This window comes from Mucilaginibacter sp. BGA-UO-ETr-C110 (assembly GCF_059567985.1).
Genome location: NZ_JCAQPB010000002.1, coordinates 4,654,999 through 4,680,097, shown reverse-complemented (window position 1 = coordinate 4,680,097; position 25,099 = coordinate 4,654,999). Strand labels below are relative to the sequence as shown.

Annotated in this window: 18 protein-coding genes; 9 read left to right on the top strand and 9 right to left on the bottom strand. The window is 41.8% G+C overall.

Going from position 1 to position 25,099, the window contains the following annotated elements; all coding sequences use genetic code 11:
• Nucleotides 1–2: 2 nt before the first annotated feature.
• From AC57BQ_RS20125 to AC57BQ_RS20115, 3 genes are all read left to right on the top strand, one after another.
• On the top strand, nt 3–326 hold the full coding sequence (locus tag AC57BQ_RS20125) for an HU family DNA-binding protein (RefSeq protein ID WP_496409487.1): 324 nt from the start codon (nt 3–5) through the stop codon (nt 324–326).
• Between the two features lie 9 nt (nt 327–335).
• A complete protein-coding gene (locus AC57BQ_RS20120) occupies nt 336–1,184 on the top strand; it encodes a tetratricopeptide repeat protein (RefSeq protein ID WP_496407967.1) in 849 nt (282 codons plus the stop codon).
• A gap of 226 nt (nt 1,185–1,410) precedes the next feature.
• Nucleotides 1,411–2,961, top strand: coding sequence for an Rne/Rng family ribonuclease (locus AC57BQ_RS20115; protein WP_496407966.1), 1,551 nt, complete (start codon nt 1,411–1,413; stop codon nt 2,959–2,961).
• A gap of 97 nt (nt 2,962–3,058) precedes the next feature.
• Here AC57BQ_RS20115 and AC57BQ_RS20110 read toward each other — a convergent pair whose 3' ends face one another.
• Nucleotides 3,059–4,168, bottom strand: coding sequence for an acyloxyacyl hydrolase (locus AC57BQ_RS20110; RefSeq protein ID WP_496407965.1), 1,110 nt, complete (start codon nt 4,166–4,168; stop codon nt 3,059–3,061).
• A gap of 275 nt (nt 4,169–4,443) precedes the next feature.
• Here AC57BQ_RS20110 and radA point away from each other — a divergent pair, with 275 nt between their 5' ends.
• The gene (gene radA / locus AC57BQ_RS20105; RefSeq protein WP_496407964.1) at nt 4,444–5,907 is read left to right on the top strand and encodes a DNA repair protein RadA; all 1,464 of its coding nucleotides are present in this window, start codon (nt 4,444–4,446) and stop codon (nt 5,905–5,907) included.
• Nucleotides 5,908–6,099: 192 nt separating this feature from the next.
• On the opposite strand, the gene AC57BQ_RS20100 is transcribed toward radA, so the two are convergent.
• Nucleotides 6,100–7,479: an NHL repeat-containing protein gene (locus tag AC57BQ_RS20100; protein WP_496407963.1), complete on the bottom strand. Its 1,380-nt coding sequence runs from the start codon at nt 7,477–7,479 to the stop codon at nt 6,100–6,102.
• 252 nt (nt 7,480–7,731) lie between these two features.
• On the opposite strand from AC57BQ_RS20100, the gene AC57BQ_RS20095 reads away from it, so the two are divergent.
• Nucleotides 7,732–8,196, top strand: a complete 465-nt coding sequence (locus AC57BQ_RS20095) for a DUF4920 domain-containing protein (RefSeq protein WP_496407962.1) — start codon at nt 7,732–7,734, stop codon at nt 8,194–8,196.
• 374 nt (nt 8,197–8,570) lie between these two features.
• Here the strand turns inward: AC57BQ_RS20095 and AC57BQ_RS20090 are convergent, their stop codons facing one another.
• Both AC57BQ_RS20090 and carB read right to left on the bottom strand, forming a co-directional pair.
• Nucleotides 8,571–9,260, bottom strand: a complete 690-nt coding sequence (locus tag AC57BQ_RS20090; RefSeq protein WP_496407961.1) for a hypothetical protein — start codon at nt 9,258–9,260, stop codon at nt 8,571–8,573.
• A 103-nt stretch (nt 9,261–9,363) separates the two neighbouring features.
• The gene (carB, locus tag AC57BQ_RS20085; RefSeq protein WP_496407960.1) at nt 9,364–12,180 is read right to left on the bottom strand and encodes a carbamoyl-phosphate synthase large subunit; all 2,817 of its coding nucleotides are present in this window, start codon (nt 12,178–12,180) and stop codon (nt 9,364–9,366) included.
• Nucleotides 12,181–12,571: 391 nt separating this feature from the next.
• On the opposite strand from carB, the gene AC57BQ_RS20080 reads away from it, so the two are divergent.
• Nucleotides 12,572–13,096, top strand: a complete 525-nt coding sequence (locus AC57BQ_RS20080) for a hypothetical protein (protein ID WP_496407959.1) — start codon at nt 12,572–12,574, stop codon at nt 13,094–13,096.
• Here AC57BQ_RS20080 and AC57BQ_RS20075 read toward each other — a convergent pair whose 3' ends face one another.
• From AC57BQ_RS20075 to panC, 4 genes are all read right to left on the bottom strand, one after another.
• Complete coding sequence (locus AC57BQ_RS20075; RefSeq protein ID WP_496407958.1) at nt 13,097–14,065, bottom strand: TonB family protein; 969 nt, start codon at nt 14,063–14,065, stop codon at nt 13,097–13,099.
• Nucleotides 14,066–14,199: 134 nt separating this feature from the next.
• A complete protein-coding gene (locus AC57BQ_RS20070; RefSeq protein ID WP_496407957.1) occupies nt 14,200–17,286 on the bottom strand; it encodes a CBM35 domain-containing protein in 3,087 nt (1,028 codons plus the stop codon).
• 307 nt (nt 17,287–17,593) lie between these two features.
• Complete coding sequence (gene panD / locus AC57BQ_RS20065) at nt 17,594–17,944, bottom strand: aspartate 1-decarboxylase (protein WP_496407956.1); 351 nt, start codon at nt 17,942–17,944, stop codon at nt 17,594–17,596.
• 165 nt (nt 17,945–18,109) lie between these two features.
• A complete protein-coding gene (panC, locus tag AC57BQ_RS20060) occupies nt 18,110–18,940 on the bottom strand; it encodes a pantoate--beta-alanine ligase (RefSeq protein WP_496407955.1) in 831 nt (276 codons plus the stop codon).
• A 153-nt stretch (nt 18,941–19,093) separates the two neighbouring features.
• Between panC and AC57BQ_RS20055 the strand changes: the two genes are divergently transcribed.
• From AC57BQ_RS20055 to glmS, 3 genes are all read left to right on the top strand, one after another.
• Entirely contained in the window at nt 19,094–19,918 is an 825-nt protein-coding gene (locus tag AC57BQ_RS20055) for a glycogen/starch synthase (RefSeq protein ID WP_172337609.1), read from the top strand.
• Nucleotides 19,919–19,933: 15 nt separating this feature from the next.
• Entirely contained in the window at nt 19,934–21,331 is a 1,398-nt protein-coding gene (locus tag AC57BQ_RS20050; protein WP_496407954.1) for a DUF4270 family protein, read from the top strand.
• A gap of 191 nt (nt 21,332–21,522) precedes the next feature.
• Nucleotides 21,523–23,358 carry a glutamine--fructose-6-phosphate transaminase (isomerizing) gene (gene glmS / locus AC57BQ_RS20045; protein WP_496407953.1) on the top strand — a complete coding sequence of 612 codons (1,836 nt, stop codon included), beginning with the start codon at nt 21,523–21,525 and terminating at the stop codon, nt 23,356–23,358.
• 169 nt (nt 23,359–23,527) lie between these two features.
• Here the strand turns inward: glmS and AC57BQ_RS20040 are convergent, their stop codons facing one another.
• Nucleotides 23,528–25,027, bottom strand: a complete 1,500-nt coding sequence (locus AC57BQ_RS20040; RefSeq protein ID WP_496407952.1) for a catalase — start codon at nt 25,025–25,027, stop codon at nt 23,528–23,530.
• Nucleotides 25,028–25,099: the final 72 nt, after the last annotated feature.

Sequence of the window (25,099 nt, the reverse complement as noted above, 5' to 3'; positions counted from 1 at the left end):
GTATTTATATATTAAATAAAAGTAAATCAGATATGACTAAGGCAGAAATTATAACTGAAATCTCATCTAAGACAGGTATAGAGAAAGTAGACGTGCAGGAAACAGTTGAGGCATTTTTTAAAGTAGTGAAAAGCTCAATGGTTGGCGGCGAGAACGTTTATGTAAGAGGCTTCGGAAGTTTTGTTGTAAAGAAAAGGGCGAAAAAGACAGCCCGCAATATTTCAAAAAATACTGCCATCATTATTCCTGAGCATTTTGTACCAAGCTTTAAACCAGCTAAAACTTTTGTTGAAAAAGTTAAAACAGGTAACAAAAACAGCAAATAATTTATAAGCATGAATAAGAAACAAATAGCCATTAGTGCAGCCGTAGTTGTGATTATGGGCTATTTGTACTATTTACCTGTTAAAGGTTTAATAAAACCCAAAGAGACTAAACCAGATAAAACAAGCGTGATGACAGGAAACCGCAAAGCGGCCACTGCTGTAACGGTTGATATGGTATCTACGACTGCTAAAACCGCAATTGGGGCGGCATTAACAGCAAAGATAAATGACCTTGAAGGGCAATTAAAAAACGCATCAGGCGCCGACGAGCAAAAATTGCAGAAGCAATTGGCCAGTCAGTGGGATGATGTTAACCAGCCGGCTCCGGCAGCATTTTATTACCAGGCCTTGGCCCGTAAGGAAAACAAGCTGGAAGATTGGTTAAATGCAGGGAATCGTTTTAACGATGCTTACAAACTTACACAGGACACTTTAACACAGCCAGCATTTGTAACCAATGCGGTTGAAGCTTTTCAAAGTGCCCTTAAATTAAAACCAGAAAGCCTTGAGGGTAAAACAGGATTAGGTGTTGCCTACGTAAATGGCGGCGCCAGCCCAATGCAAGGTATAGCCTTATTGCTTGAAGTAGTAAAAAAGGATCCGAACAACTGGAATGCAAACCTGAATTTAGGAATGTTTGCCATGAAATCGGGCCAGTACGAAAAAGCGGTAGGCAGGTTTAAAACATTAATTGCCCAGAAACAGGAGTTAGAGCCAACTTTTTATCTGGCCGAAAGCTACAAACAACTGGGCATGAAAAAGGAAGCTATTGATGCTTACCAAAAATGTAAAGAAATGATGCCCGATCCTGTATTCGGGCAACGGATTGATGAATACATCAAGGAGTTAAAGAATTAATCACACATTAAAAATTATTATTATGCCGAGCGGTAAAAAACGTAAAAGACACAAAATGGCTACCCATAAACGCAAAAAGCGTTTAAGAAAAAACAGACATAAAAAGAAATAAGCTGCTTTTTTTAAAGCAGCTTACCTGCTTTTTTATGAAGCAGGTAACTTTAGTAGTGTTTTTTACCCACTTATTAACATGCGGTTTTTACCGTTTTAAGAAATGGAGTAGCAGTTGATAAAAGAATTAATTATCGATTCATCCCCAAATGGGGCTACCATTGCATTATTACAGGACAAACAACTCGTAGAACTTCATAAAGAGCAGGTCAGCAACAATTATACTGTTGGTGATATTTACCTGGGGCGCATCAAAAAGATCATGCCCAGTTTAAATGCAGCCTTTGTAGACGTTGGCTACGAGAAGGATGCCTTTTTGCATTATCTTGATCTTGGTCCGCAGGTGCAAAGCCTGCTTAAACTGACCAAACAAGTACGTAGCGGGGGATACCAATCGAAGCTTTTGGACAGCTTTAAGCTGGAAGGTGATATCAATAAGGGAGGAAAGATCTCGGAGATATTATCAAAAAACCAACTTATACCGGTACAAATAGCTAAGGAACCTATATCAACCAAAGGACCACGTTTAAGTTCTGATCTTTCAATAGCCGGCCGTTATGTGGTATTGGTACCATTTTCGGAGGCTATCTCTATTTCCAAAAAAATAAAGAGCAATACAGAACGAAATCGTTTACGGAAGGTTGTTGAAAGCATTAAGCCAAAGCATTTTGGCGTTATTATCCGTACAGTATCTGAAGGCAAAGGGGTTGATGAATTACAGAAAGACCTGCTTGACCTGATATCTAAATGGGAATCATTTATAACTAAGCTCCCGTCTGTTGAGCCTTCAAAAAAGGTTTTAGGCGAAATTGGACGTACATCAACTATCCTCAGGGATATATTGAACCCCGATTTTCAGCATATTTATGTGAATGATAATGGTATGTTCGAAGAAATTCGGTCATACATCCATGAAATATCGCCAGACATGGAAAGTATAGTCCGTATGCACAAGCATAAGGAGCCTATATTTGAACATTTTGGTGTTGATAAACAGATCAAGGGCGCTTTTGGTAAAACAGTTAATCTTGCTGGTGGCGCTTACCTGGTAATTGAACATACAGAGGCATTGCACGTTATTGACGTTAACAGTGGTAACCGTACAGCCAGTAAAGAGAACCAGGAAGAAAATGCCTACCAGGTAAATAAGGAAGCGGCTAAAGAAATTGCCCGCCAATTACGTTTGCGTGATATGGGCGGTATTGTGGTGATCGATTTTATTGATATGCACAAGCCGCAGAACCGCAAGGAACTATTTGACTATTTGCGTACCGAAATGCAGTACGACAGGGCCAAGCATACCATTTTACCACCAAGTAAATTTGGTTTGGTGCAAATTACCCGCCAGCGTGTAAGGCCCGAAATGAATATTGTTACCAGCGAAGTGTGCCCAACCTGTAATGGTACGGGTACCATTAGGCCAACCATTTTGCTGATGGATGATATTGAGAATAACTTCAATTATATATTGGATGAGCAAAACGAAAAGGGCATTACCCTATGCGTACATCCATATATTGAAGCCTACATTAAAAAAGGCATTTACAACCGCCAAATGAAGTGGTTTGTTAAATATGGCCAGTGGATCAAGGTTAAAAGCAACCCTGCTTACCAGATCACAGAGTTCCGTTTCTTCTCGTCAAAAGACGAAGAAATAAAACTGTAAAGAGATTGATTTGCAGCTATGCAGATTTCAAGTATGCAGCTATTAAATAATAGCTGCATATTTTGTTTATTGGGGTTTATGGCCCCTCTCCATATGATTAATGGATCCTGAATAGTAAACCATAACCAACATAATCGGCTTCGGTACCATGAACATATCCTTTGGCTTGTAGTGCCAGGTAAGGCGTTATAAAGTATTTAAAACCTGCGGTCCAGTATGTTTTTGTTGGGTAGTAGCTGTTGTAATGTACATAATAACCATAGCCGGTCATTAAAGCCAGTTTACCCAGCCACAGGTCGGGACCTATAGCAACACCAACTCTCCAACGATCATAGGAGGAGCCATAGGATTGAAAGGTGTTCAGAAAGCTTTGTGTTGAATTGTACTTAAAAAGGGTATTATTGTAAACGGCATCGGTTCCCAATTTGATGCTCAATACCGGGCTGAATTTGTAATTATAGCCTATGTAAACCCCTGCTTTATAGAGTGCTTTGTTGTTACTGATAGCGCCCCGGCTGCCTACATTAACACCAACCTCAAAAAAGTGCTTATTCTCGGGTTGTTGTTCGCGGTCATTTACGGGACCGCTCTGATTAATTTTTTGTACCAGCCCCAGTGTATAAGCAAATGCATTTATACCATTGTTAGGCAGCTTGGTTGCGCCGTTTGAGTAATGAAAAACCTCAACCCCTGCCTGTATACCGGTTGTTTGGGTTATAGGCGTAAATATCTTGAGACCAGCCTGAGTGGCTAAATTGATGTGACTACCTATAATAACATTTTGGCTGTTGGTTACATGGGTTTCAGTGGCATACAAAAAGCCAAAGCCCGGGGTAAACAATAATTCGGTACGATTTATTTTAAGCAAACCGATCTCTAACCGGCCCAGCACAGCGTAAGTATCGCCGATGACGCCTTTGGTTGCCTGATCATGGTTTAGTATTACCTTGCTCATGTTTCGATAAGAAAATACCGCATCGATACTCTTGATGTTTAGTATCCGGATGTAATCACTTTTATTATCCGCCATATTAAAGTGATAAGCCAGTTCTCCGCCAAATAGAGGGCCAGTCAGATAGTTTTTCTCTGGCGAAAAAATTTTGATACCCGAGGTGCCGCTTATTTCAATACTATTTCCTGTGTCCTGCGCTTTTGCAGAAAAACTGAATAGCACAATCCCTATAATAACAGATAAAAATTTATTCATAAACGTTAAGTTACAATAGTTAAAAAGCGCGATCGCCAGTTGCGTTTTCGAGTCATGTCCCATGCTGATCAAGTATGAAACACGGCAGTGATACGGCTAAAGATAGTTTTATGTTTCCTGATAATTTGCTTTACGGGTAATTAATTAAACTTTTGCAAAAATTGCATTTAAGGTATAACATGCAGCGCAATAAATACTAATTTAATTAGCAATCATATCCTTAATTAGTATATAAATCTGCATATTTGCGCATCTGTAATATGCAGGTTTAAGATATGGCTAAAACCAAGATCGCGTATTTTTGTCAAAGCTGTGGCTTTGAATCGGCTAAGTGGCTGGGCAAATGCCCTTCATGCCAGCAATGGAATACTTTTGTTGAGGAGATTATTGACAAAGGTAACACGGCATCGGTGCCTACCTGGAAAGTTACTTCCAATACCCAGCAACGTGCCAATAAGCCGGTGCAGGTGGCCGATATAACTTTCAGCGAAGAACACCGCATGCAAACTCCCGACAAGGAGTTTAACCGGGTTTTAGGAGGTGGTATAGTAGCAGGTTCGCTGGTACTTATTGGTGGCGAGCCGGGCATTGGTAAATCAACCCTGATGTTGCAACTGGCACTCAATATGCCAAATCTGAAAGTGCTTTACGTATCGGGCGAGGAAAGTGAACGGCAGATCAAAATGCGGGCCGAGCGGTTGGCCCCAGAAGTTCTCAGTCAGCAGTCTTCGGTTGGCAGTCAAAAACTTAATATAGGGGCTCAATCCGAAATTAATAAGGGATGTTTTATCCTAACGGAAACATCCACCCAAAATATCTTTAAACAAATAGAGGCCCTGGAGCCTGATCTGGTAGTGATCGACTCTATACAGACGCTTCATTCTTCGCACATCGAGTCTACCCCTGGCAGTGTGTCACAGGTGCGTGAGTGTACAGCCGAGATGCTGCGCTTTGCCAAGGAGACATCAACTCCCGTATTTTTGATAGGCCATATCACTAAAGATGGCATGATTGCAGGGCCAAAAATACTGGAACATATGGTTGATACCGTTTTGCAGTTTGAAGGCGACAGGCATCATGTTTACCGCATATTACGTACGGTAAAAAACCGTTTCGGCTCAGCCTCCGAGTTGGGTATTTATGAAATGCTGGGCGAGGGTTTAAGGGAAGTATCCAACCCCTCAGAAATACTATTGTCGCAGCGTGATGAGCCGTTAAGCGGCATCACCATATCGGCCACATTGGAAGGCCTGCGCCCTATGCTGATAGAAACACAGGCATTGGTAAGTACATCGGCTTATGGTACACCACAACGTACAGCTACGGGTTTTGATACCAAGCGGATGAGTATGCTGTTGGCCGTATTGGAAAAACGCTGTGGTTTCAGACTGGGAGCCAAGGACGTGTTTTTAAATATTACCGGGGGTATCAGGGTAGAGGATCCGGCTATTGACCTTGGTTTGGCAGCGGCCATTATATCTTCACATGAGGATATGCCCATACCCTTTAAAACCTGTTTTGCAGGTGAACTTGGGTTATCAGGCGAGATCAGAGCGGTAAACCGGGTAGAACAACGTATTGCTGAAGCGCAAAAGCTAGGTTTTAATCAAATCTTCATATCTAAATATAATCTTCCATCAGGAGGGCAGGACAAAAAGCGGATGGATCTGTCGCGTTACGATATTGAAATAAAAATTGTAAGTAGTATTGAAGAAGTATTTGGTCAGCTTTTTGGATAATTCATTGACTTTGAGACAAGAGGACTAAGGGACTTTGGGACAAAAGATAAAGGACGAAAGGACAAAGGATTTTATATCATCCTTGTTCTTTCGTCCTTTATTAGTATGTAAGGATAATGGATCCTTTATCTTCCATCTTAGTCCTTCAGTCCCCTTGTCCCAAAGTCCTATAGTCCAAAAAGTCCAATAATCTTAAATTCCTGACGGCGGAACAAGCTTACGTATACGGTTATTGTTGCTGTCTGCTATCCAGATATTACCACTGGCATCGGCCACAAGGCCCTGTGGAGCATTAAATAAGGCACTCGCACCCTGTCCATCGGCAAAACCCGCTGTAGCTGTTTTCCCGGCTAATGAAAGCAAAACTTTATTAGCGGTTAGTTCTAATACACGCCCATTCTGATCGCTTATAAATAAATTTCCTTTAGCATCAAAAGTAAGGGCGCCAGGATTACTGATCAGCGCCGATAATTTAAGGCCGCCAACCACAGTAGTTACTACCCCGGCTGCTGTGATCTTACGAATGGCATAATTTTGCAGATCTGCTACATAAATATTGCCCTGGCCGTCCAACGCAATGCCATTTGGCTGGTTAAATTGCGCGGTTGTTGCTGTAACATTATCAACATAACCCGCTGTGGTTTTACCTGCAACGGTAGTTACCACGCCTGCTGCCGTAACTTTACGGACCAGATTATTCCCCTGATCGGCTACGTATAAATTACCCTGAGCATCCAGAGCCAGGCCGCGTGGGCTGTTGAAAGTAGCTTTGCTTCCTGTGCCATCGGCATAGCCAGCATCACCGCTTCCGGCAAGGGTGCTTACTGTGCCACTTGCTGATATTTTACGGATCATATTGTTGCCAAAATCGGCTACGTAAATATTCCCGGAAGCATCAGCCACCAGGCTTTGCGGCGCATAAAACTTAGCACTGGCAATTGGACCGTCAATATAACCTATGCTTCCGTCGCCAGATACAGTTGTTACTACACCAGCCGGTGTAACTTTTCGAATGGCACTATTAAAGGAATCCGCTACGTAAATATTACCGGCAGCGTCAATGGTTAACCCCTGCGGACTGTCAAATACTGCGCTTGACCCGGTTCCGTCCGCAAATCCGGTGGTTGCACTACCAGCCACTGTGCTTACTGTACCCCCCAGTGCAGATAAATCTGCGCTGGTAGTAAACTGTATGGTATTGCCGTATGAAGTTCCGGATGCACTAATGGCATATGCCCTTAAATAATACGTTGTTTTGGGGGTTAAGCCGGTTACCTTACTGGCATAGCTCATTACGGTAACAGTGTCTGCTGTTTTAGAGTCGGCAGTAGTTGGGTTTTGATTACTCGCACTCCAGCATACGCCAATGCCCGTCAGGTTTTCGGTTAAGGTAGTTGTAAGTAATCCACCGCTATATGCACCTGTTCCGGTAGCAGTTGTAGTTACATCCATTGTTACCAGGGTTGGTGGGGTGCCGGTTGTACTTGTACCCTTAGTACATCCGGTAATTGTTAAAAAAGCAGCTAGCAAACAGCTGGCAAAAAAAATTGATTTAGTTAAGGTTTTGTCCATGTGTTAATAGATTAAGTATAAGTATGCTTATTAAGCACTTTATTAACTCTATACGAGGCCGCATATTATTTAGCAACACGCGTTTTAACATATCTTAACAAATGGCATTAAAATACTTTTTTGCTGTCTAATAAGGGCCTTTAAAGCCTCGAAAGAAACATTTTTAAATGAGGATAGTCTGAAGAAAGGTAATATTGCAGGGGTGGATAACATTTTGCTTATATAATTGTTACAATTCAGTAAACAATAACCATGAAATCCTCCATATTTCTAATCGCTTTTTTACTTTCAACTACCGCTTTTGCACAGCAACACTCCCCTCTGCCTCATGGTATGGTTTATGGTGAAAAACCAAATACGCAGGCCATGATGAGTGCAGCAAAGCTGGAAAACTTTATGGGAAAAAAGACCAGGATCAGTACCACTATCGAAGGCCGGGTGATCAGAGTGATCCACAAAAAAGGAGGTTGGTTTGAGTTGGATGCAGGAGCAGGGAAAGTGATAGCCGCGCATTTTAAAAATTATAATATCACCATCCCTGCAGATATAGCCGGACGTACGGTGATCATTGAAGGCGTGGCCCAAAGGCAATTCATTGCCGACGATCTTCAACATCTGGCGGGCGATACCGTTACTGGCAAAAAACAACACCAGGTGAAAACGAATGCTAAAAGGAAAGTAACTTTTGAAGTAAAGGGATTACAGGTAGATAAATAAGCCCCCTGGCCCCCTGATGGGGGAACTAACTAAAGCTGTCATTTGAACGAGGTACGAGGAGAGATCTTCTTCGATTGCGCGTAAGATTTCTCCTCACTCCTCCACTATGCCCGTTGCTGTTCGTTGAAATAACATTGGGACTTTAGCCAAAATCATGGTTTACACTGTAACCCGTTTTTTTATGGAAAAATAAAAGTAATTAACTGACAATCAATTAATTAAATAAGTGTAAACCATGAAAAGTGTAAACCATGTAAACCCACTTTTTAACAAAATAAGTTCCTAAAAGGAGAACTTTGAATAGCATCTTAAAATAAAAGGGGATCCATATATCATGGATCCCCTTTTATTTTGGAGATTATTTTTAATGCTGCTTAAAACTTAGCGTCGCGGGTTAATACTGATGGTTCCAGGTATAGGTCGGCTGTAAACAGTTCCTTTATTTTTTGCGATATCTCATTGCGATTAACGGTTGAGGCATCACGACGGCATTTGATATAATGTTCGCGTGCCACTTTCTCGGCCAGATCGCCCAGAGTTTTTACTTTAAGCTCCTTGCCAAATTTCCCTGCAAGCATTAAGCCGGTTATAGCAATCAGTGCTCCAATAAAAGCCATTATAGGCTGATAAAAGAAACCAACTGCCGATGCTGCAAGCACAAATATAAATGTGCCTACAATGCCCTGTTTAGGTTGCAAGAGATTGATCTTGAAACCCATTTCGCGTTCAATTTCAGCGATCACCTGTAAGCGGGTATCTCTCGGGAAAATATCAGCCAGTTTGGTTTGGGGTTTTATTAACTCTTTAGGTGGAGAAATAGTAGAGTTAATGGCATTGCGTATTTTATAAAATGCCTGTTGGGTGGTACAGCTGTCGTTATTGGTTTGCTTTACCTTCTCTACAACAATATCGCAAAGCTTGCCGAAGGTTTTTACATCTTTACAGGATGTGTCGTCTAAACGGATATTAAAGGATCTTTCAATTTTTACAAGAACATCACCTATTTCCTCAGGATCAACATTATTCAGGTTGAATGCCTGTGTATTATTCGAAGTAACTCTCAATCTATACTAACTTAGTTCAACAATAATTTACCTGCAGCCGGGGCCGCAGGTAAATGTTATCCGGTAATTAAACTGCGTGTGCAATCTAATGTTTTAAATTATTTTATTTGCTCAGGTACATTGATTTTTCTTTGTACAAATGCCTGAAATAAGGATCCTGCAGGTTAGGGATAAAACGGATAGCCTCGCCGGTCGATTTCATTTCGGGGCCCAACTCCTTGTTCACTTCAGGGAATTTATCGAAGGAGAACACAGGTTCTTTGATGGCATAACCCCAAAGTTTGCGTTCGATAGTAAAGTCTTTCAGCTTATTAACCCCAAGCATTACTTTGGCGGCTATATTGATGTAAGGTACGTCATACGCTTTGGCAATGAATGGTACGGTACGTGAAGCGCGGGGATTAGCCTCGATCACATACACCTGGTCGTTCTTAACCGCGAACTGAATATTTAGTAAGCCGCGTACATTTAATGCCTTGGCTATTTTTATGGTATACTCTTCCATCAGGCCGATCACGTGGTCTGACAGGTCAAATGGCGGCAATACCGAGAATGAATCGCCGGAGTGGATACCCGCAGGCTCAATGTGTTCCATCATACCTATAATATGCACATCGTCACCATCACTGATCGAGTCAGTTTCAGCTTCGGCTGCACGATCAAGGAAGTGGTCGATCAGCACGCGATTTCCGGGAAGGTTCTTCAATAAGCTAACTACCGCTTTTTCCAAATCTTCATCGTTGATCACAATGCTCATACCCTGACCGCCTAATACATAACTAGGACGAACCAATACCGGGTAACCAACATGATGGGCTACTTCAAGCGCTTCTTCAGCACTTTCGGCAACACCGTATTTAGGGTAAGGGATTTCGAGTTCTTTCAACAGGTCTGAGAAACGGCCACGATCTTCGGCGATGTCCATATCATTAAATGATGTACCGATGATCTTAATGCCATGCTCGTGCATTTTCTCGGCCATTTTTAAAGCCGTTTGCCCGCCAAGTTGAACAATTACACCATAAGGTTTCTCCAGCTCGATGATCTCACGTACATGCTCCCAGTATACCGGCTCAAAATAAAGCTTATCGGCCATGTTAAAGTCGGTCGAAACAGTTTCTGGGTTACAGTTCACCATGATGGCTTCAAAGCCCGATTCTTTGGCTGCAAGCAAGCCGTGTACACAGCTGTAATCAAATTCGATACCCTGGCCTATACGGTTAGGGCCCGATCCTAATACAATTATTTTCTTTTTGTCAGACGATACCGATTCGTTCTCGCCTTCGTAAGTGGAGTAGTAGTAAGGTGTTTTGGCCGGGAATTCTGCAGCGCAGGTATCAACCATTTTATAAACGCGATTAATGCCCAAAGCTTTGCGGCGTTGGTAAACATCCTCTTCGGTCACATTGCCCAGTATATAGGCTATTTGAGTATCTGAGAAACCTTTTTGTTTCAAGGTATACAGGAATTCCTCAGGAATGTTGGTTAAGGAGTAGCGGCGTAATTCGTTTTCCAGGTTCACCACATCCATGATCTGGTTCAGGAACCAGCGATCAATTTTGGTGACTTTACGTACCGACTCAATAGGAACACCTAAACTCAAAGCGTCATATACGTGGAAAAGCCTGTCCCAGCTTGGATGCTCCAGGCTGTGCATGATCTCTTCCAGGTTGCGGCTCTGACGACCGTCGGCACCTAAGCCAGCGCGACCGATCTCTAAGCTCTGGCAGGCTTTCTGCAATGCTTCAATGAAGCTGCGGCCAATGCCCATTACTTCACCTACTGATTTCATTTGCAGACCCAGCTCGCGGTTAGCGCCTTTGAATTTATCAAAGTTCCAGCGAGGTATTTTAACGATCACATAATCCAGCGTTGGCTCAAAATAAGCCGAAGTGGTTTTGGTGATCTGGTTTTCAATTTCGTCAAGATTATAACCTATGGCCAGTTTGGCAGCAATTTTAGCGATCGGATAACCGGTTGCTTTTGATGCCAGTGCCGATGAGCGTGAAACGCGTGGGTTAATTTCAATAGCGATGATAGATTCATCGGCTGGGTTAACCGAAAACTGTACGTTACAGCCGCCGGCAAAGTTACCAATGGCGCGCATCATGCGGATGGCCTGGTTACGCATATCCTGGTAGCAGCGGTCGCTCAGGGTCATGGCCGGGGCCACGGTGATTGAGTCGCCGGTATGGATACCCATCGGGTCAAAATTCTCGATAGAGCAAATGATGATCACGTTATCATTGTTATCACGCAACAGCTCCAGCTCGTATTCTTTCCAGCCTATAACAGCCTGCTCCACCAAAACCTCGTGCGATGGTGACGCTTGCAGACCACGACTTAGAGCTGCGTCAAAATCTTCTTTTTTGTGTACGAAACCGGCGCCTTTGCCCCCAAGCGTATAGCTTGGACGGATAACCAGCGGAAAGCCGATCTCCTGAGCAGCTTCTTTACCTTCTAAAAACGAGTTGGCAATTTTTGAAGTAGCAACGCCTACACCAATATCAACCATCAACTGGCGGAAAGCTTCGCGGTTCTCGGTTTTTTCTATCGCGGCCAGATCAACACCAACAATTTTAACACCATATTTTTCCCAAATTCCGAGCTCGGCAACACTAATACAAAGGTTAAGCGCGGTTTGGCCACCCATAGTAGGCAGTACTGCATCAATTTGCTGTTCCTGTAGTATTTTCTCAATACTTTCAGGTTCAAGCGGTAGCAGGTACACATGGTCGGCAATAACCTTATCTGTCATGATGGTGGCAGGGTTACTGTTGATGATGGATACGGTAATACCTTCTTCTTTCAGAGAAAGGGCTGCTTGTGAGCCGGCGTAATCAAATTCGCAGGCCTGGCCGATAATAATAGGGCCGGAGCCAATAATGAGAACGGATTTGATGGAATTATCTTTGGGCATAGGGCTTTTTTTAAATAAAAGTTCTAAGTCAAAAGTTAAAGGCGTTTTAAGAGCCAGTAAACGATTTTTCCTATGCACTGAAGGCGAGAAATCCCGACCTCAGTGTCGGGGTGCAAAGATAGAGTTTTGTTAAACTTTTTTGACTATTTTTTTATAAAATTTCAGAAAGCTCTTCTGGTTCAATTTTGCGTTGCTTTTCATGCACTAAAATGTGTTTTTAAATGCAAAAAATGTATTTTTAAATATTGTTGCGATAAACCAGTTCAAAACCTGCACATATTGTGTTTTTATAGGATTTTAAGGTAAATTATACCGAACTTTAAGTCGAGCCTCGTATAAGAGAATCCCCGGACTTTTATCCGTAGCTTACCGGTCAACCAGCTGAATTAAAATGATGAAGAAACTTACATTTATTTTGCTTGCTTCAATTTTATTTTTGGGGAGCTGCGCCATGATGCAACGTGTTGTAAAAGGGACGTTCCCATATACAGCCAATATGGTAATCCCGGCATCAGCAAGTATAGGTGAGCCTCATACGGCAATCAGTACCGCTAATAGCTTTGACCAGGACTTTACCAAGGATGGCAATAATGCGGGTAAAATTAGTGAAGTACGCATATCATCGGCCAAGCTGGAATCGAAAGACCCCGCTAACTATAACATTGGCAATATTGCGTCATTACGGGTATATATGGCCAAAGCCGATGGGAGTGATGAGGTGATGGTGGCTATACGAAAGGATATTAGTGCTACCGTGGGTAACAGTATTGTGCTGGATATTGATAATTCGCATTTTCTTGACGAGTTGGTGAGACAACCCAGCGTGCGTATCCGGATGGTTTACAAATTACGTAAAGCCAGTGATGTGGATGTAAGTCTGAAACTATCACTTGGCATAGGTGCCGATCCGCGGTAGTTAATTACCTAAAGCAAAGCTTATAGGTACGCTGTATTGTACTCTTACGGGCATACCAAACTGTGTGCCTGGTATCCATCTGGGTGATAGCCTAAGTACGCGTATGGCTTCATCATCAATAAGCGGAATTACCGATTTGGTTACTTTTATATCAGAAAGTTCACCTGTTTTTTCAACTACAAATGTGAGTATCACCCTGCCTTGTATACCCTTTTGGCGAGCCGGATCTGGGTATATAATGTTTCTTGACAAATACCGCCCAAAGCCTTCGATACCTCCTTTAAACTCGGGAGGCACTCCTCTTGTGCCCGAGTACGTGCTGGTTTTGCCATCTTCAGCTATAGCACTCCCGGTTAACAATTTGCCATTATCGTAACTTTCGGTAAATGTAACATGTGTTTTTTTATATTCACCTTTCCACTTTCCATCCCTTTTGCCGTTTTTGATATTCCCCTCTTCCTCAACATAGGTAAACTTATCGTTGTAGCCTTTGTAATATCCGTTTCCATTGGTTACGGTTGCATTGCCTAAGGAGTCGCTATTGCTTTGTATCAAATAACCATCTCTGAATTGCGAATCCCGGGCATGATCATCTTCGGGATATATGGTTTCCAGATAAATTTTACCGTTTGGATAAAATTCAAGATCACTCCCTGTTTTAACTCCTTTTTTATAATTGATCAAAGATTGTTTATTACCATTTGTATAATAGGTAACACATGGGCCTTCATACTTGGGTGGATCGATACTTATTGATTTTCCTACAAGCTTCTGGGTACCATTGAGGTAAAACTCAGCCACATTGTATAGTGTTGAAGCAGAATCAGGTTCTCTCACTATTCTGATGTAATCGGCGCTGTCACGAACATCTACATATTTACCATCGTTTTTCAGGAAGTAAACATTTTGCCTTTGCGCAAAGCATATACTTGCGGCTAAAAGGAAGAGAGAAATGAAAAAAAGTTTCATCGAAACAGTGAGGGTTTAGTGCTCAAATTTACAGCAATAAATATAATTGTGCGCAAAAATAATCAGCTTCTTCGGTAGGTTTTATCTGAAGATTATTTATTCAGGAGCGTATCTTTTGATACGCTCTTGAACTGTCAGTTTTTATAGATCTTGTAGCCTTTGGTTTTACCCTTATTGTCAGTTACGTTAATCACATAATAGCCAGGCGATAAACCATTAAGGTCAAGCTCGTAATGGGTGTTATTAATGTTCGAGAATTTTTTAACAGTATGTCCGGTCCCAAATTCAGTAAGCTGTAGGCCCGATATTTCAATAGAGTTATCTAAATGCAATACAGAGGTTGCCGGGTTGGGGTAAAAGGTGAGTTTTGATGTTGATTGAGCTTTAGCGGGGATGATCTGCGTGTTTTTTACATCTGCCAGAGTACCTGCGCCAACGGTAATGCGATAAATGGCAGCATCGGCGGCGCCAACAGTAACGCTCATGGAGTTATTGCTGATGTTTGATGCTGTGCCGGTATATAATTCTTTCATAGCATAAGTGCCGTTAGGTAAACCTATACGGCTGAAATTTACGGTGTATGATTTACTGCTGGTACCGTAGTTAAGTACTGCCAGATACAAGTAATTGCCTATTTTACGGGCAAATTGTTCACTTGTGCCGGTACCCGTATTGCCGTCAACCGGTCTGAACGCTACTCCATTACGGGCAATATCCAATACGTCCTGGTTTTGGAAAAGGGTTTGCGCCCTGCCTGTCCATTGTCCGGTTGTTGAGTAGTTATCGCCGGTAATTACGGTGCCGGTAATAACCCCCGAAGTAACCCTTATATGATTGGTGCCTAATGTTTCATTAGCCAAAACCTCGTGATCGGCATCAATGTAATTGTACATATAAGTTTGCCACCAGCCATAGTTGGTGCTATTTAGGGTGTATTTGGCGTCATTTACAGACGAGTAGGCATCACAGGCTATCCTGCGCATGTGCGCATAACGTGCTGTTGCCAGGTTGGGTGAAATAGCCGCGTACACCAGCATTTGCCCGGCAAGCTGATCGGTAAGGTATTCCATTCCTTGTTTGTAAGCCTGCATGCCAGTATGAACATTGCCGTCATAATAGCTGTCAGCCTCGATAGCCGCATGCCCCAGGAAATCGATCTTGATCATTTGGAAGCCCGCGGTTTTAAAACGACCAATCATATAAGCTATGCGTTGTTTGGTGCCGGGATGGGTAGGATCTAAGGCACGGGCGCCATCCAGGTCATGGTAAGCACCATTTTCCTTTGCCCAGATATCGGTGTAGTTATAGGTGCTACCTTCTACCGTGCGACTGCTTTTGCCCCAGTCAACAAATGGAGCCCAGTAAACACCTGGTGTTAGCCCTTTGCTTTTTGCATAGTCGGCAAATTGTTTCAGTTCACTGTCGTTCAGGTTATCCCAGTAGGAATCAAGATCAATATAGGCCGTGTTGCCATTGCGGAAACTGGTTAGGTTATTGGCGAAAAAATCAACCACGCCCTTGGCATTGGTTAGGTTCAGGTTGCTCTGTATCGCTCCCCAGCTGTTCCAGCCAAATGGAGTAGGCAGGGTCCAGTTAAAAATGTACGGAGGTTCGGCTATCCGATTTGATTTTCCGTACTCCTCCATGCCATCGCGCCAGTCGCTAAAAAAGCCAACCATCATTTTGGGTGATTTGCATGTAGTTGCCCCCACACCAACCCAGCCATGACCTCTGACATCGCGGGTAATATTTACATTGGTAAAACCTCCAAAAAGATTTAATTGCGATAAGGTGTTACTACCCGAGCCTGCTACCAATACCCCGGTTTTCCAATTACTGTGTTCAATGGAACCTAATACCAATCCGTTGCGACTGTTATTGTCATACAAAGCACTCACCTCTGAACTGGTAACATTTACCGAGCTGCCTATTGATTGAGCATCATATGAAATAAAGGTATCGTTATCAAAAGGTGATTTTAATACGCGGTTGTCTCCACTTACAGGTAAAACGACATTGTTGGATGCCAAAGGAGTCATACCGTAACAATTGGCACCGGTTCCATTTAATATAACTTCGGTGTAAAAATAACTCCGGTTGCTATATACATAAAATACCTGCTGCATGGGGATAAGTCCACTACCCGACAGCGAGATGATATGTTTTGTCCCTGACCCTAAACCATCAGAAACGGGCGTGGAACTATACGTACGGGTGGTATAATTAAGACTTGAATACAAATTGTTTGATTGTGCTGTAGCATAAGCGTCGGTAATAACTTTAGTGCCATTAAAATAAACATTGTATTTGCCTGTGGTAAGGTCGTATTCAATGCGGCTGTTTGGTGCAAAAGTTATATTTTTTGTAGTAGCAGGTATTGCCGATAAGCTTAGTTTATCGGCATTGGGAGCATACCATCCCGGATTGTTTAATGTAATGGTATTATTGCCGGCGTTTAACGCTACGGTTAGGGTGGCTGTTGCCACGGTAGTCCATCCACCAGATGGAACGCAGGATAGCTCTGTTGCGGTTGCGTTGTTAACCGAGACGAAGAATGAACGCGGATCCTGGGTTGCATAATAAACAGTGAGTATATAGTTACCAGTAGTATTTACATTCACAGTAGTGGTTACTGATCCTGTACCCAGGTTGCCCACCATTGAAGTACCTGAACAGGATGGGCATGATTGTATATTAGCTCCACCTGCTAATGTTCCGGCTTCGGCTTCGTAAAATATGGGGGCAACGCCTATCCTATCTACATTTGGAGCCCATTGCAACGCATTGTTATTTAATTTTATGGTATTAGCCCCAGCTTGCAAATTAATAACCAGGGTAGTGGTTGCCACAGTACTCCAGCTACCTGAATTACAAGCTAGTATTACCGCAGCATCATTGTTTACGGTTAAGTATAAATTACGAGGATCGGCTGTCAGGTAATTGACTGATAAGGTATATTGACCAGCTGTAGTAACATTAACGGGAATAGTAACCGTTCCGTTTGATGGGCCTCCGAGATTACCCACCTGTTGCCCACCCGAACTACTGCTGTTAGCCTGCACAGCCGCTCCATTTGATACACTGCCCGATTCTGCTTCGGTCCAGGTAATTTGAGCAAGTGTTAACTGAGAAGTAAAGAGTAATAGGACAACAAGTAGTGCGGTGAACAGCTTTCGCTGGTTTTGCCGCAAAGCAGGGGGGATAAAACATGTCTGTTTCATAGTATAAGATTTAAGTTTAATTGGTTCAAACTGGTATAACCTGAAGCTATTACCCAGCGTTGTGGTAATAGAATTCATGTTTTTTGCACCGCGGACAAAGGATTACCATGGATGCCTTATAAAGGTATTAATTAAAATTTATTAATGTCATGTTTACATTAATAAATTTTAATTAATAGGTAATCTTACTGGATATATTGGGGTATGTATGCTTATCAGGAGAATAAAAAGCAAGGGAATATGTGATAACATATCTGTCCGCTTTTTAGCAGAAGTTAAAAAAGAAAAATATTGGGGAGAATTAGGGTTATTTGATCAGCTTATTATCAGAATCGGGGAATATCAATATAGGTTCATAAGAGCGAGCCTCTTCAGCGTCCATGTAAGCGTATGACATAATGATCACAATATCGCCAACCTGGGCCAGGCGGGCAGTAGCCCCATTGAGGCAAACAGTACCGCTGCCGCGTTCGCCCTTTATTACATAAGTTTCAAAACGCGCGCCGTTATTATTATTTACAATCTGTACCTTCTCGTTAGGTATAATATTGGCCGCCTCGATCAAATCTTCGTCAATTGTAATACTGCCCACGTAATTCAATTCGGCTTGTGTTACCTTAACCCGGTGAAGTTTGGACTTTAATACTTCAATAATCATGGCGCAAAGTTAGGAATAATTAGTTGATTAGAAGTTCATAGTTAATGGTTGATGGTTCGTAGCTGAGAATTTACAATGAGATGTAATTAGCATATAGTAAAACATAGTTGAATAACAAATTTGTACACATGCTACTATGATCTATGAACCATCAGCTATGAACACTCATCCAATCAACATATTATCTATCAATCTTGTTTTACCTGCACGGGCAGCAACAAGTGCAACAATATTTTGAGTGTCTGAGACTGCAGTATGCAAAGTTTTTCCGTCAACTATCTCGAAATATTCCAGCTCGATCCCCGGCTCATTACTGATCATTGATTCTGCCTGTTGTTTTATGGCGGGAATATTACCCGCATCAAAATTGGTTTTAACCCAATTTAACGTTTTTGAGAGTATAAGGGCATGCTCGCGGTCATAGGGAGTTAAATGGATATTTCTTGAGCTCATAGCCAGCCCATCTGTTTCTCGTTGGGTAGGACACATGACCAATTGAACAGGCATATGCAGCAGATCAACCATTTTGCTGACAATCAGGAACTGCTGATAATCCTTCTGGCCAAAAAAAGCGAGATCGGGCTTAACAATATTAAACAATTTAGAAACCACCTGAGTAACGCCCTGGTAATGCCCCGGTCTGAACTTGCCTTCCAATAAATGCTCCAGATCGCCTATGTCTAAATGCCATTTCTCATTATCATCATATATTTCGCTAACTGCTGGATTAAACAAAACATCACAGCCAGATTGTTCAAGCAACGCTATATCGGCGGCTATAGGCCGGGGGTATTTTTCAAGGTCTTTAGGATCGTTAAACTGCGTGGGGTTTACAAAAATGCTGCAAACTACTTCTGAGCTATTTTGCTGAGCTTGTTTAATTAATGATATATGGCCCTGGTGCAGGGCGCCCAGAGTGGGAACAAAACCCACTATTTTGCCCTGTTTAGCGGTAAAATACTGAGCTATTTCATTTTTGGTGGTAAATATCTTCAATGCAAAAGTTATTACAAATTTTGGTAAAGGTGTACATTTCTCTAAAAAATACCAAAAGTTACTTGCGTAATTCGTTGACAGTTCATATAATAATGCTTATATTTGCAGACTCAAATTTTTTGACTTCTTTACATATTTAATACTGATTAAGTGATGGGTAAATCTAAGCTTTTGTTTATAACTCATGAAATGTCTCCCTTTCTCGAACTCACAAAAATTGCTGAAATAACACGCCAACTTCCGCAGGCTATGCAGGAGAAAGGTTACGAGATCCGTATCCTTATGCCGCGTTTTGGCAATATCAATGAGCGCAGGAACAGACTTCATGAAGTGATCCGTTTATCGGGAATGAACATCATTATCAACGATAATGATAACCCGTTGATCATTAAAGTAGCATCTATCCCGGCGGCGCGTATGCAGGTGTATTTTTTAGATAATGAGGAATATTTTCAGCGTAAACATGTGTTTGGTGATAAAGACGGTAAATTTTATGCTGATAACGATGAAAGAATGATCTTCTTTTGTAAAGGCGCATTGGAAACTGTAAAAAAATTAGGCTGGGCTCCGGATATTATTCATTGCCATGGCTGGTTAAGCGCATTGGTTCCAGCTTACTTAAAAACTACTTATAAGGACGATCCAACATTTAAAAACTCCAAGATCATTTATTCTATTTACGAAAATGATTTTAAAGAGAAATTAGATGCTGATTTCGCACAAAAAGCGGTAATGAGCAACATGACCGAACAACACGTTGAAGCTTATAAAGAGGGCTCAAATTCTGCATTATATGCAGGAGCCATTCAGTACTCTGACGGAATTGTTTTAGGCAGTGAGAATATAGATGCAGATGTGTTAAATAATGTTAAAAACAGCAATAAATCGGTTTTAGAATTTGATTCTACCGCAGATTTCGAAAATTATTACAATTTTTACGACGAAATTACCAACGATGAATTGGTGCATGTTGCTTAATCTTTAATATTATATATGAAATTTTTAAGATTAGACTTATTGACCCTGTTAATAAGTCTTTTTATTTTTAATAGTTGTAAACGACAGGATGGAATTGGTTTGGGTATTGATCCAAACAATCAGATTAATGGTAGCCTGGTTGTTGATACCAACATCGTTATCCGTACAGAAGTCGATTCTGCGGCAGTAACATCATCACTTACAAAAACACCGCTTGGTAACTTTGCTGACCCTACATTTGGAACCATTGTTTCAAATGTGGCTCTTGGTATTTCATTGCCAAATGACGCGGCTTATACAGTACCTGCAGGTACGTTGACTATTGACTCCGCCGTACTTGTGTTAAGATATGCTGACGGTTTTTATGGTGACTCGATTGCTACGCGCTATACTGCGAATGTTTATCAGTTAGCAGAAAAAGCCACTACTCAGGTTTATTACAATACTAAGCGCTGGCAGGTGAATTTGGGAGCGACCCTGGGAACTAAAACTTTTACAGCACGTACACATGATAGTGTAACTATTGCCAATATCAGAACAGGCAAGGTTGATACTATACAAAAAGCAGGTCCGCAGGTGCGTATACCGTTTAGTAAGGCATTTATATATAATAACCTGTTCAATGCGAACGGGTCGCAATTAGCCTCTACTTTACTTTTTCAAAATGCCGTAAAGGGTTTATATGTTACGGTGAGTAAAGGACAGGTTAATGACGTTGGGGGAATTTTACAAATGGCACTTGACTCTTCACGGTTAGATGTGTTTTATAAAACAGTTAATGGTTCAACAATAGATACTGCTACAGTTACACTACCTATTGTATCACATAGCGCAGAGATAAAATATACCTATACTACAACCATCCAGGCGTTGTTGGCTGATCAAACAAATTCACAAAATACAGTTTATTTGCAGGGATTGGCCGGATTAAGAGCTAAAGTGAGTTTTCCAGGCCTTGACAAATTTAACCCTGATTCTATTGTGCTGAACCGTGCCGAGTTGGTCATTACGCCTCAGCCTAATTCCGGAATACCTTATGCGCCATTGCCAAAGTTAACCATGTACCAGTTAGATATAGCTCACCAGCGGACATATATTCAGGATGCTTCACCAAGTGACGCGCGTAATCAAATATCAGCATTTGGAGGCAGGTATGATAAAACTAAGAAGGAGTATCATTTTCTCGTAACAGCTTACGTTCAGGATTTGATACGTAAAAAAACAATTGATTACGGAACTTTTATAGCTCCGATTGATACAACCGAGGTTACCACGGCAAGTGGTAGCAGCGTTGGAACAACCAGTATTACTCCGAGTGTGCAAACTGCGGCCCGTACCGTTGCGGTTGGGAGCGACAAAAGCTCACCTTACAAGATCAAGCTAAATATTATTTACACCCGCATACGTAAATAAAATAAAAGTATATTTTTAATAAAAAGAATCCCCGTTAAGGGGATTTTTTGTTTAAGCCATTTCCACTTTTTAAAATTTGTTTTTAAGTAGGGAAAAACTCTCCCTATTTGTGAAAAAATCAAAATAATAAGCTGTGATTTATGTTATATAGCTAATTATTTTTGCTCCATTTACATTTTATTAAATTTATTATGTGCGGAATTGTTGGTTATATAGGTTACCGGGATGCTTATCCCATTATTATAAAAGGGCTTCATCGTTTAGAGTATCGGGGCTATGATAGTGCCGGTATTGCTTTGCTTGATGAGGAACTGAAAGTTTACAAAAAGGCAGGTAAGGTTGATGATCTTGAAAAGTTTGTTAAAGATATCGACCTTAAAGGATCAATTGGCATGGGACATACCCGCTGGGCAACACATGGTGAACCAAGCGATCGTAACTCACACCCTCATTCATCAGGAAACCGTAAGTTAACCATTATTCATAATGGCATTATTGAAAATTACGGTGTTATAAAAGAAACTTTACTGGCCAAAGGGCATATCTTTAAAAGTGATACGGATACCGAAGTGCTGATCCATCTCATCGAGGATATACAACTACAGGGAGGACTTGAACTGCGCGATGCTGTGCGGGTTGCTTTGAATAAGGTAATAGGTGCTTACGCTATTGTGATCATGGATGCCGATGAACCCGATCTGTTAATAGCAGCCCGTAAAGGAAGCCCAATGGTGATAGGTGTAGGCAAAGGCGAATATTTTATAGCTTCGGATGCTACACCAATTGTAGAATATACCAAAAATGTGATCTACTTAAATGATAATGAGATAGCTTACATCAACAGGGAAAAGTTGCTGATCAAAAATATCGATAACTCAGTTCAAACCCCATACATACAGGAGCTTGATCTGAAGCTGGAGATGCTTGAAAAAGGCGGGTATGATCACTTCATGCTTAAAGAGATATATGAGCAGCCGCGTTCCATTCGTGATTGTCTGCGTGGGCGTATATATCCGCAACAGGGTAAAGTGCAATTGGGAGGCATCAAAGAGTATGCTGAGAAGCTAAAAAATGTAGATCGCATCATTATTATAGCTTGCGGAACTTCCTGGCATGCTGGGTTGGTAGGTGAATACCTGATCGAGGAGTATGCCCGTGTTCCGGTTGAAGTAGAATATGCATCGGAGTTCAGGTATCGTAACCCCATCATTACCGAAAAAGACCTGGTGATAGCCATATCGCAATCGGGCGAAACTGCCGATACTATGGCCGCTATTGAATTAGCGAAAGAAAAAGGTGCCACCATTTTTGGCGTTTGTAATGTGGTAGGTGCGTCTATTCCGCGTGTTACCCATGCGGGGGTTTATACTCATGCCGGTCCAGAAATTGGTGTAGCTTCTACAAAAGCTTTTACCGCCCAGGTAAGTGTATTAACCCTAATGGCATTTTATATAGCACAACAAAGGGGTACCATAACACAAAGCAAGCTTGTGGAATACCTGACAGAATTGAATGAAGTTCCGCAACTGGTAGAAAAAGCATTAAAATCAAATGAGCGGGTGAAAGAAATTGCCGCGAAATTCAAGGATTCAACGAATTGCCTGTTCCTGGGTAGGGGGAGCTCTTTCCCGGTAGCATTAGAAGGTGCTTTAAAGCTTAAGGAAATATCCTATATACATGCCGAAGGTTATCCTGCTGCCGAAATGAAGCATGGCCCTATCGCTTTAATTGACGATGAGATGCCTGTAGTATTTATTGCTACCCAACATTCATCTTACGAAAAAGTGATCAGTAACATCCAGGAAGTAAAGGCTCGTAAAGGCCACGTTATCGCCATTGTTACCGAAGGGGATACCGAGGTGAGAAATATGGCCGATTATGTGATCGAGATACCGCAAACCAATGAAGCGTTTGTGCCTCTGGTGGCTACAATACCGCTGCAGTTATTGGCTTATCATATTGCCGTGATGCGGGGCTGTAATGTCGATCAGCCACGCAACCTGGCTAAATCTGTTACGGTAGAATAGTGGAGTTTACAGTTACAGTTAGGCAGTTTGCAGTTTTTTAACAGCAATAGTTTCTTCAAAATCTGATAGTTCATTAATCTATTTAATTCAGATTCATAAAAAAAGCGATGGCGTTAAAGCCATCGCTTTTTTTATATAAGTCTGCAAACTGCCAACCGAAGACTGCTAACTATACAGAAGCCGGCATTTGTTTCATGGTTTCAGCTAGATCAAGTTCAAGACCTTTGGCAACAGCCATACCTAAATTGATGTCAGCCCTGAACCAGTGACACAACTGACGGTTAACGATCTGATCTTTCTTAGGTCCATCAATACCGCTCATAGAGTTTACGATATTGGTGATCAAATCATGTTTTGCTTGTGCATCCATTAAGCGATATAAATTACCTGGTTGGGTATAATGATCGTTTTCACCTTCTCCGTTACGATCATACCAGTCGCCTACAGAGTTACCAAAATCCCAGGCCGGTTCTTTGTAAGTTTGATCTGCTTCAATATCATCAAAGCTGTTTGGGAAATAGTTAGGACCCGAGCCCCCGTTACCATCTACACGCATTTGACCATCCCGCTGGTAATTGTTTATCATGAACGGGCATTTGTTAACCGGGATCTGTTCATAATTACCACCCAGGCGATAACGGTGTGCGTCCGGATAAGAAAGGATACGGCCTTGTAACATTTTATCAGGTGAGTAGCCAACACCATCAATTACGTGTGCCGGGGCAAAAGCAGCCTGCTCTACATGAGCGAAATAATTGTCGGGGTTTTCGTTTAGCTCCATAACACCTACATCGATCAACGGATAATCGGCATGAGGCCATACTTTGGTTAAATCAAATGGGTTGATATGATATGTTGCGGCATCAGCTTCAAGCATTACTTGTATTTTCATGTCCCATTTTGGGAAATTGCCATTATCAATAGCTGTTAGCAAGTCGTGTTGCGCAAAGTCGGGATTTTTGCCGCGCATTTGGCCTGCTTCTGCATCGGTAAAGTTTTTAATGCCTTGTTGCGTTTTAAAGTGGAATTTCACCCAAAATCTTTCATTTTTAGCATTGATGAACGAGAAGGTATGGCTGCCAAATCCATCCATGTGGCGATAACCATAAGGAGTACCCCTGTCGCTCATCAGGATGGTTACCTGGTGCAGGCTTTCTGGGTTTAACGACCAAAAATCCCATACCATGGTTGCGCTTTTACAATTGGTATACGGATCGCGTTTTTGGGTATGGATAAAATCTCCGAATTTCTTAGGGTCTTTTATAAAAAATACAGGAGTATTGTTACCTACCAGGTCCCAGTTACCATCTTCAGTGTAAAATTTGATGGCAAAACCGCGCGGATCGCGCTCGGTATCGGCCGAACCTTTTTCTCCGCCAACGGTCGAAAATCGTAAAAATAATTTAGTTTGTTTACCTATCTGGTTAAACACTTTGGCACGGGTGTATTTTGAAATATCATGCGTTATGGTTAGCGTTCCATAAGCGCCAGACCCTTTGGCATGTACCACGCGCTCAGGGATACGCTCACGGTTAAAATGAGCCATTTTTTCATGGAGAATATAGTCCTGCAACAAGATAGGTCCTCTTGGGCCGGCTGTTTGCGAATTTTCATTTTCAGCATATGGCCTGCCAGAGGCAGTGGTCAGTTTCTTTTTATTAGTTTCCATAGTCATCGGGGTTTCTTATTTCAAACTTCATCATAATATTTCAATAGAGAAAATCAATAATTGTTATATTTG